This window comes from Acinetobacter sp. WCHAc060033 (assembly GCF_004209125.1).
GTDB lineage: Bacteria > Pseudomonadota > Gammaproteobacteria > Pseudomonadales > Moraxellaceae > Acinetobacter > Acinetobacter wuhouensis.
This window is the reverse complement of record NZ_SGSW01000028.1, coordinates 46,624-56,437: the sequence shown is the minus strand read 5'-3', so window position 1 is coordinate 56,437 and position 9,814 is coordinate 46,624. Positions and strand designations below refer to the sequence as shown.

General features: G+C 38.2%; 8 protein-coding genes. 3 read left to right on the top strand and 5 right to left on the bottom strand.

Annotated elements, in window-relative coordinates:
* The first annotated feature begins 267 nt into the window (after positions 1-267).
* Positions 268-1,488 (top strand): ammonium transporter, encoded by a 1,221-nt coding sequence (locus EXE10_RS13385; protein ID WP_130113699.1) that lies wholly within the window; start codon positions 268-270, stop codon positions 1,486-1,488.
* A gap of 62 nt (positions 1,489-1,550) precedes the next feature.
* Here the strand turns inward: EXE10_RS13385 and rsfS are convergent, their stop codons facing one another.
* The 5 genes from rsfS to EXE10_RS13360 all read right to left on the bottom strand — a co-directional run bounded on the left by rsfS (position 1,551) and on the right by EXE10_RS13360 (position 7,675).
* Positions 1,551-1,952, bottom strand: a complete 402-nt coding sequence (gene rsfS, locus EXE10_RS13380) for a ribosome silencing factor (RefSeq protein ID WP_068973276.1) — start codon at positions 1,950-1,952, stop codon at positions 1,551-1,553.
* A 102-nt stretch (positions 1,953-2,054) separates the two neighbouring features.
* Positions 2,055-2,849, bottom strand: a complete 795-nt coding sequence (locus tag EXE10_RS13375; protein WP_130113698.1) for a hydroxypyruvate isomerase family protein — start codon at positions 2,847-2,849, stop codon at positions 2,055-2,057.
* Between the two features lie 105 nt (positions 2,850-2,954).
* Positions 2,955-3,824, bottom strand: a complete 870-nt coding sequence (locus EXE10_RS13370; RefSeq protein ID WP_130113697.1) for an NAD(P)-dependent oxidoreductase — start codon at positions 3,822-3,824, stop codon at positions 2,955-2,957.
* A 93-nt stretch (positions 3,825-3,917) separates the two neighbouring features.
* Positions 3,918-4,706 carry a crotonase/enoyl-CoA hydratase family protein gene (locus EXE10_RS13365; RefSeq protein ID WP_087553567.1) on the bottom strand — a complete coding sequence of 263 codons (789 nt, stop codon included), beginning with the start codon at positions 4,704-4,706 and terminating at the stop codon, positions 3,918-3,920.
* A 161-nt stretch (positions 4,707-4,867) separates the two neighbouring features.
* On the bottom strand, positions 4,868-7,675 hold the full coding sequence (locus EXE10_RS13360) for an ATP-binding protein (RefSeq protein WP_130113696.1): 2,808 nt from the start codon (positions 7,673-7,675) through the stop codon (positions 4,868-4,870).
* A gap of 313 nt (positions 7,676-7,988) precedes the next feature.
* Here EXE10_RS13360 and cysM point away from each other — a divergent pair, with 313 nt between their 5' ends.
* Complete coding sequence (gene cysM, locus EXE10_RS13355; protein ID WP_130113695.1) at positions 7,989-8,903, top strand: cysteine synthase CysM; 915 nt, start codon at positions 7,989-7,991, stop codon at positions 8,901-8,903.
* Positions 8,904-8,985: 82 nt separating this feature from the next.
* Complete coding sequence (locus tag EXE10_RS13350; RefSeq protein WP_130113694.1) at positions 8,986-9,807, top strand: 3'-5' exonuclease; 822 nt, start codon at positions 8,986-8,988, stop codon at positions 9,805-9,807.
* The last annotated feature ends 7 nt before the right edge of the window (positions 9,808-9,814 follow it).

The window sequence follows — 9,814 nt, the reverse complement described above, 5'->3', positions numbered from 1 at the left end:
TATTTATGAAATGTCAACAGACCCTAATTTACCAGTTTAAAATTGACTATTTGTTTAAAAAATATTTTGGCATTAGGGCATGCTGAAAATTCAAGTGATTGAAATTAATCAGAACAATAGTTCATGATATAGACTATAAAATGTAAGTGTGTATTTTTACTCAAAAATGTCTATAATTGCGATATTGTTATTATTCAAGTTCAAAATTATTCATTATTGTTACGCAAGTTTTGCTAAAAATAATTAAAAATTTTGGGGCGGTTTTATATGGCTCGATTAAAATTCTTGCTCAGTTTAATTTTAATCATACTGACGCCAGCTTGCTTTGCCTCAACTTTAGAAAGTGATATTCATGCTTTTAATCTATTAACAGATTATAAATTATTATTTCTAGGTGGTGTTTTTGTCATATTAATGCAGGCTGGTTTTGCTGTTGCGGAAGGCGGTTATGAAAATAATGCAAAAAGCATTATTTGTTTATTGATTAATTATATTTTTGCAATTCTCGGTACAGCATGCTTTGGTCTTTTCTGTTTTATCATTGCTGAGTTGGGGTGGTTTGAAAACCTTAAGCAAATTAGTCATAACATGCATGGCTGGCATTGGAATTTAGTCTTTTTTTATACCTTAATGGCGACCACCATTACCACAATCGTTGGGCGTATTATTCCGAATACTGCACCTATTTCTGTTTACGCAATCATGAGTTTTATTATTTCCGCAATCATTTTTCCTTTCTTTGGAAGTTGGTCTTGGGGGAACTTGGTTTTGGGTGGCGGTTGGCTGCAAAAACTTGGCTTTATTGATTTTGCAGGATCTACAGTTGTGCATTCTATGGCAGCATGGATTGTTCTAGCGGGGTATCTGATTTTTAAGTCACAGCGAAAAATAGAGCTACATAAACAAGATAAAATTTTTGAAGATTATAAAATTTTAGCATTTGCATTGGCGGGTTTTATATTATGGCTGGCTTGGTCTGGTCTAAACGTCATTTATATTACTTCAATTCATATTGAGATTAGTAATATTGTATTTAATGCATTTTCAGCTCTACTCGGAGCAATATTCGCTTCGTTTATATTCTCTCTTATCTTTTATCGTAAAATGAGTTCTTGGGCAGATTTAATTAAATCTGCCTTAGGTGGACTGGTTGCAATCACAGCAAGTTGTGGCTTTGTTCAGATTTCATCTGCATTGATTATTGGGATGGTTGCTGGATTTTTGACCCTACAAACGCCACATTTATTAACACGTTGGATTGATTCAAAACATGTCCGAGAGGTGATAGTGGTGCATGGTTTCTGCGGAATTTGGGGAACACTTGCTGTATCTTTATTCAATGATTCAGTCGTGGGGCTGATGAATAGAGCAACCTTATGGGAGCAAGGGGTAGGCGTTTTGATCAACTTTGTTTGGAGTTTTGGTATCGCTTATATCGTATTTCAAATGATGCGCAAGATGATCCCGATAACTGAAATTCATGAATAATTTGCACATTAAAAAAGCGACATGAACGTCGCTTTTTATAAACTATTTCTATCTATTGAAAGTTAAGCAACACTTTCAGGGCTTACACGCCATAAACTTTCTAAATCATAAAATTTACGTGCGGTTGGTAGCATAACATGCACAACAACAAATCCTAAATCAATCAGGATCCATTCAGCATCTCTTTCGCCTTCTACACCGATTGGGCGAAAACCCGCTTTACGTGCTTCTTCAGCAACGTTGTCAGCAAGTGCTTTAACATGACGAGTTGATGTACCGCTTGCAATTACAATTGCATCTGCAACATTGCTGATTGAGCTTACATCAAGTTCAAGAATATCTTTTGCTTTTACATCAAGTAGGGCTTCTTGTACAACTTTTAAACAAGTCTTTAGGTCTTGATTGCGAGTGTTCATTGCAAGTTCGTGAGAATTAGAAGCGCTGGGCGATGGTTCTAAATTCATATAAAGTGTGTTTTCCAAACAATATCTCACCTTCTAATATAGCGCTTTTGGCTAAAAAATACAAATTTTAGAACGCATCTCTAGCTCGATAAAATTGTTTATTTAGTAGCTATGGTTGTTAGAGAAATATTTATCCATCCACGCAAATGATTGATTGGAATGAGATTGTGGGCGATATTCCGCAGCAATGTAGCCTGTATAGGTGCTTTGTTTTAGCCATGTAAAAATAGATAAATAATCAATTTGTGCGGTGTCTGGTTCATGGCGACCTGGGCAGTCTGCAAATTGAATATGCCCAATCCAGTCTATATTTTCTTGTAATACTGCTAATACCTCTTCACCCATCATTGCCATGTGGTAGCAATCAAATTGCATTTTTAAGGCTGGATGTTGTACTGCTTCAAGCATTTCTTGTGCTTGGGCGATATTTTGAACCAAGAAACGAGGCATATCTGTACCATTGATCATTTCAAAAACTGGTTGAATATCATGATCAGACAACATGTGGGATGCGAGTTTTAAATTATTGGCTAAAGTATTTAGGCAGGGAAGTAAGTCAGCGTCAGTTGGTTGCTTTCCAGCGAGAATATTCACACTCGGCACATTCAAAGCATCTGCGTATTCAATCGCAAGTATGAGTGCCTGATGAAATTCGACTTCACGTCCTGGAATACCTGCTAGACCATCACCACCTTGCATTAAGTCACCCGCCGGAACATTGATTAGGCAAATATGTAAATCATGTAGTTCCAGTTGAGCTTGAATCTCTTCGATGCTTAATTCATAGGGAAATTGAATCTCAATATTGTGAAAACCATGTTTATGCGCTAAAGCAAAACGCTCAATGAGTGGGACTTCAGTAAAGATCATCGAGAGATTTACTGCGAGTTTAGTCATGATAATTGCTCCTTGCGTGAATGGGCTTTCATCTCCAATGTAGTTGGCAATGGACTATTTTTCAATATGTTTATGCTGAAGTCGTATATATCTTAAATACATCGCCTATTTTACTTCGACATGCTGAATCACTGTCGCTAAGTCAGATTCAGCAAAGCCATTATTTTGATGGTCTTGTAGTCGACTTAAAGCGAGTTGCGCAACTGGAATATTTAAATTGAATTGCTGTGCAAGTTGGACAGCGTTGTTTAAATCTTTTGATAAGGTTTGAACTTTCCATTGTACTGGTTCAAAAGTATGGGTCGCCATGCGTGGTGCAAGGATTTGAAAGGGCTTTGAATCAGCGAAACCGCCTGCAAGTGCGGGTGCAAGTAATGTGGTATCCACACCTGCTTGATCTGCAAGTGCCACCGCTTCTGCAATGAGTGTACTATTTGCAGCCACAATTAATTGGTTACAGATTTTCGTCGCTTGTCCCGTACCTGTTCCACCCATGCAAGTCACACGTTGAGAAAGTACGTTGTAAACAATGCTTAAATCTTGAATCGTTTCCGCATCACCACCTGCAAAGATGACGAGTGTGCCATTTTCAGCGCCTGCTGTTCCGCCTGAAACAGGGGAGTCAATCCACGTCACTTGTTTGTTTTTTGCTTGTTCTGCAAGCTGCTTGGTTTTATCCACAGACAAACTTGAGAAATCTACAATCACTTGATTTTTAATTACATATGGCTCAATCGAGTTATATACGCTTTGCACGGCTTGATCATCGGCAAGACAACTGAGAATGATGGGGTAGTCTGAAATTTGTGTCAGTTCTAATGGATGTGCGCCCATATCAATTAAAGCTTTACAGGCAGTTGCTGTTCTGTTCCATACCGCAACGTGAAAACCTGCTTGGATTAATCGGGTTGCCATACGGCTTCCCATTAACCCCATACCGAGGAATGCAATTTTACTATGACGGTCAAAATTCATTTTATTACTCAACCATTTTGAATCGTGTTTTCAATTTTGACTGATTCAAAACGATTTCTGAATCAGTCATTGGTTTAAGTCGATTGAAGTTTTTTACTTAAACTGACGTGGTACAAATTGCATTTCAGGATTTTTATCCTTTTTGCGTGCAATTTGACTGTTTTTGCCCAAAAGTAATTTGAGCTGCCAAATTTTTTCTAAGCGTAAAGATTTCTTTGGTTCATGTTCCATTGCGTCTAGGACACGTTTTGCTGCTGCAAGTGCGTCAGGAGAACGCTGTAGCATTTCTTCGGCAATGGCTTGAGCTTTTACCAATGGTGATTCATCTATATGAGTAATGAGTCCAATCTCTTTGGCATAATTACCATCAAAAATTCGTGCTGTTAAGGTGAGTTCTTTGGCTAGATCAATACCAATCACACCTTTGATCGAACGAGTTAAACCCATATCAGGCACTAAGCCCCAACGACTTTCCATAATCGACATTTTAGTTTCTGGATGTGCAATACGAATATCCGCAGCTAAAGCTAATTGCATCCCAGCACCAAAACAGAAACCTTCAATTGCAGCAATCACAGGTACAGGTAGTTCTTGCCAAATTAGAAAAGCTTTTTGAAATAAGCTTTGTCCTGGCTTAATCAATTCCCACGCTGCAAAAGCTCTATTGTTCGGGCTGTTCAAATCTGCAAGATCAATCCCAGCACTAAATACATTGGCTTCACCAGTTAAAATCACCACGCGGATACTACGATCTTTTTTGATTTTTTCAGCAGTTTTGACCAGTTCTTTGAGTAAAGCAAAGCTCATTGCATTACGTTTATCTGGGCGGTTTAGTGAAACTGTTGCGATGCCGTTATTTTTTTCAATATGTAATAGTGCCATGATCTAGACTCTTTTTTCCTTGGTTATCAGCATAGCATGAGCATGGTAGAGTTACATGACAGGAGAGTCACAGAAAATTTTAAATCTATCCATTGACGATGCTAAAAACAGTTGAAGCAATTTAAAAAAAATTTAAACTGCTCAATTGAACTGATCGAAATCTAATTCGGTAAAATTTGTTGTGCAGCAGTTTCTACTTCACGAATAGCCACTTGTAGATCATCTAAACGGCGTAGAACTTCTTGGATAAAGTTTTCATCTGCTTTACGACGTTCTTTGCGGAGTGTAGAAATGAACTGTTCAAATTCACCAGTGACTCGTTGTAATTTTGGTGTACCCACATAACGGGTTGCGCCGTATAAACGATGTAAGACGTGTTCAAGTTGCGGAAAGTCTTCCAACTCGATCAGTTGCTCTATCTCATCCAGTTCCGTTGGAAAACTATCGACCAACATTTTTAATAAATCTTGTGCCAAATCTTCTTTATTGGCAGCTAAAGCAAGACTTTGTTTCCAATCTAAAATATCGGTATTAAATGCCTCGATATAGACTTTATTTTCATTGGTTTGTTGTTTCTGTTGGATAAATTTATCTGATGTCCAATTGGTGAGGATTTGAATGATTTGTTCAATTTGAATTGGTTTAGTGACGTAATCATCCATACCCACTTTCAATAATTTTTGCTTTTCATCCGCTAAAGCATGTGCAGTAAGTGCAATAATTGGCATACGCATACCATCTAATGTTGATTCCAAAGAGCGAATCGCACGGGTGGTATCAATCCCTGACATTACAGGCATTTGAATATCCATAAACACTAGATCATAAGGTTTTGAACCTTGTTCAATGCCTTGTTGGATAATGGTTAAGGCTTCTTGCCCACTTTGTGCTTTAGTGGTTTTGACATTCAATTCACCCAATAAAGCTTCAAGCACAATTAGGTTTGGTAAATGATCATCAACTGCCAAGATATGTAAATCTTGTCCTTTAAAGTCTTTGTGTTGTTCTTGCTCAAAGACAGGTTTATTGCTGAGTAGTTGAATGACCGAACTACGACTTAAAGGTTGATACAAGGGACGTGCTTTATATTCACTGAGCATATTTGGATCAAGTGACATTTGATAGCCATAAACAGCCAAATGCCCTTGATAACGACCACGAATTTCTTTCAGTAATGCTTCAGTATCGCCACTATGATCGACGATCAACCATGTATTATCTGTATCCTGTCCTAAGCTATTTAAGCGACTAAACAAGTCGAGGATCGACTGCGCTTCATTGTGCTGGACTTGATAATCTTCAAGATAATGACGCAATACATTTGCAGTCGCAGGATGTGCCAAGTATGACACCACTTTTTGTTCGCTAAATGATGGATGAACAATATCTTCATCTTCATTGACCGCAAGCATTGCGGTAAACCAGAAAGTCGAGCCTTTTTCAGTCGGTGCGCGTTCTTGGTTATCCTCAAAACCAATTTGACCATGCATGAGATGCACAAGCTGTTTGGAAATGGCTAGACCTAAGCCTGTACCGCCGAATTGACGAGTAACCGATGCATCGCCTTGGGAGAATGATTCAAAAAGTTTTTTACGGTCTGTACCACTAAGACCAATCCCACTGTCTTGGACACTAAAGTGCAGTAAGCATTGTCCAATATCATCATGCTCCATACGGGCACGGACAATAATTTCACCATCTGGGGTGAATTTAATCGCATTGGAAATTAAATTGGTCAAAATTTGTTTGAAACGTAAAGCATCACCAATCACGTATTTGGGTACATTGTCTGCAAAATAAAACGCCATTTCGATATGCTTTTGTGCTGCCAATGGCGACAACATATCCATCACATCAAAAATTGCTTCTTCAAGATCGAAAGGGGCAGTTTCAAGCTCTAATTTTCCTGCATCAATTTTTGAAAAATCCAGTACATCATTAATTAATGCCAAAAGATGTGCTGAAGATTTACGAATGGTTTGTAAATATAGGCTTTGATCATTGCTCAAATTATCTTGACGCAACATCAGGTGAATAAAACCATCAATACTGTTGAGCGGTGTGCGTAATTCATGACTGATATTCGCCAAAAATACCGATTTAGACTGATTCGATAAAATCGCTTGGTCACGTGCTTGTTTATAAGTAATGTTTTGAACTTCTAGGGTATCCAAAGTACGACGCAAATCATCCTCAGTCTGCTCAGTATGTTCTTTCAGTTCAAGAAAACTAAAATGTAAACGCTTCACCACATTGGCAATATCACGTTGTAGTAAACGTAATTCCCCTGTGCTGTTAATGACCATGTGTTGATCGAGCGTATCTGCGTTTAGACGTTGTAATTGCATTCGAATTTCGTACATCGGTGCAATCCAACGACGTGAGTAAAAATTCAAACACAATAAAAGTAACAATAGGGTAAATAGCGCTGTCGTAATGAGTACAATCATGACGCGGTAATGAGCGATTTCTAAAGGCTGGTTATCCATTTCAATCACCAACCACATATTTTCTGTGCTGTTGATTGGATTGAGTTTTATGCCATAAATATTATTGGTTTTACTTTGGATTGGACCAAAAAAAGTACCTGTTTTGGGGATTTGAGGCCAAGTTCGCTTGCTTTGATAACCAATACTTAAGTGATTGATATTATTTGCATCAATCACAGCTGCACTGAGTAAATGTTTCTCATTGAACATTTTTTGTAAAATATTTTCAGCTTTAATATGCTGTGTTTTATTCACTTCCATGACCGCTGTGAGTTTTTCTGCGGTGTATTGGTAACGGCTGAGAATGGCAATCGCTTGAAAACGTTGTTTTGATTTTGCAGCCGAGGACGTCTCAGAAAGGACGAGCGCAGTGCCGACACATGCCAAAACCATAATTGGCACGAAAATTAACGCAATCAGTTGACCATAAGCGTGATTCAGTTTTAAGCGTTTAAAGAGTTTTTTATTGAAATTCGACATGGTTCCAGCAACTCATTGCTCATGCGAAGAATATTAACATGCTTTATTCATCCTGCATGACAATATGATTAAAATTCTTGCAACTTTGAGTATTGTTATGCTGTTTTATAGATAACTTTATCATTTCTAATTCTAAAGTATTCTTGTGTTTATATATGTGTTTAATTTTATTCAATAAACAATTTAAATTGATTTTATTTAGCTGAATATAATCTGGGTTTAGTTTGATCATTTCTTTCAAAATCACTAGGAAAGTTGTGCAGTAGCATTTATTTTTTCATACAATATGCGCACCTCGATATAGGTGCAATCCATGAGTAATACACAACCTGATTTTTTAGCCGATGATTTTTTGTTAGACCATTATGTAGGTAAAACGCCTTTGGTGCGTCTACAGCGTTTGGCGAGTCATACTCAAGCAACAGTATTGGCAAAACTTGAAGGCAATAATCCAGCAGGTTCTGTAAAAGATCGTCCAGCATATAATATGATTATGAAAGCTGAACAGCGTGGACAGATCAAACCAGGCGATACTTTGATTGAAGCGACCAGTGGAAATACAGGGATTGCATTGGCAATGGTGGCTGCTATGCGTGGTTATAAGATGAAACTCATCATGCCAGCAGGTTCAAGTCAAGAGCGTAAAGATGCCATGCGTGCTTATGGTGCTGAATTGATTGAATCTGAAAATATGGAACAAGCACGTGATATGGCTTTGCAAATGCAAAGTGAAGGCAAAGGCTTGGTTTTAAATCAGTTTGGTAATCCTGATAATGTCGAAGCACATTACTTGACCACTGGCCCTGAAATTTGGCAACAAACAGGCGGTAAAATTACCCATTTCGTCAGTTCGATGGGAACGACGGGTACGATTATGGGAATTTCTAAATATTTAAAAGAACAAAATCCTGATATTCAAATTATTGGTTTGCAACCGTCGGAAGGTTCAAATATTGCAGGGATTCGTCGTTGGCCACAAGAATATTTACCGACGATTTTTGAGCCTAAACGTGTCGATCGTATTATGGACATTCCGCAAGTTGAAGCGGAAAAAACTGCACGTCGTTTAGCGCGTCAAGAAGGTATTAGCGCGGGTGTTTCTTCTGGTGGTGCGGTGTGGGCATCGATTAAAATCGCAGAAGAAAATCCAGATGCTGTGATTGTATGTATCGTGTGTGACCGTGGTGATCGTTATCTTTCTACGGGTTTGTTTTCGGTTGAGGATTAATTATTATTCTTCACCAAGAATGGTTGCTTCATGGTGCTCATTTGTTTCATGATGGCAAACTGATAATTGAGTAAAGCTTTTTATGCGTCTTCCTGTTTTAGTTTTTGATATTGAAACCCTGACAGATTTGAAATCTGGGGCGCATTTATATGGCTTGGATTTACCGCAAGAAGATCTTGAGCAAGCGTTAGTAAAGCTGCGTCGTCAAGAGTCTGGTATGGATTTTCAGCGCTTGCCTTTACATGAAATTGTCTGTATCTCAGGGCTATGGATTGATGAAAATGGGGCAATGAAACTGTTTTCATTTAGCCGTGAACATCATTCTGAAGCAGAAATTTTACAAAAATTTTTATCTATCTTTGATAAGCGTCATCCGACATTGGTGAGTTGGAATGGTTCACAGTTTGATATTCCAGTGATTTTATTCCGTGCCATGTATCATGGATTATCTGCGCCAAGTTTGTTCGATCAGGGTGAGATTGATACGCAAAAAAGGTATAATAACTATCAGAACCGATACCACAACCGTCATGTTGATTTGATGGATGTGATGGCGATGTTTAATGGTCGTCATTTTCAGAAGTTAGATGATGCAGCACATTTACTCGGCTATCCTGGTAAACGTGGTGTTTCAGGTTATTTTATACCTGAATATGTGAAAAACCAGCAATGGCTCAAACTGACCAGCTATTGCGAAGGTGATGTATTGAATACATGGTTGATCTATCTACGTTGGTCTTTACTCAAAGGTCAAATCAGTCGAGAAGATCATCGTTTATGGATTCAAGCGTCGATTCATTATTTACAAGGTCAACCGCAACAAAAAGAGTTCTTAGATGTTTGGCGTGAAACTTCACAGCAGACTGAGTTTACTCGAGCAGATTTTCCCTCCACACCCGATTAGGTATTCC

Bases quoted from the DNA above. Each gene is read 5' to 3' on its own strand.
- EXE10_RS13385 (WP_130113699.1), top strand. From the start codon at position 268: ATGGCTCGATTAAAATTCTTGCTCAGTTTAATTTTAATCATACTGACG.
- rsfS (WP_068973276.1), bottom strand. From the start codon at position 1,952: ATGAATTTAGAACCATCGCCCAGCGCTTCTAATTCTCACGAACTTGCA.
- EXE10_RS13375 (WP_130113698.1), bottom strand. From the start codon at position 2,849: ATGACTAAACTCGCAGTAAATCTCTCGATGATCTTTACTGAAGTCCCA.
- EXE10_RS13370 (WP_130113697.1), bottom strand. From the start codon at position 3,824: ATGAATTTTGACCGTCATAGTAAAATTGCATTCCTCGGTATGGGGTTA.
- EXE10_RS13365 (WP_087553567.1), bottom strand. From the start codon at position 4,706: ATGGCACTATTACATATTGAAAAAAATAACGGCATCGCAACAGTTTCA.
- EXE10_RS13360 (WP_130113696.1), bottom strand. From the start codon at position 7,675: ATGTCGAATTTCAATAAAAAACTCTTTAAACGCTTAAAACTGAATCAC.
- cysM (WP_130113695.1), top strand. From the start codon at position 7,989: ATGAGTAATACACAACCTGATTTTTTAGCCGATGATTTTTTGTTAGAC.
- EXE10_RS13350 (WP_130113694.1), top strand. From the start codon at position 8,986: ATGCGTCTTCCTGTTTTAGTTTTTGATATTGAAACCCTGACAGATTTG.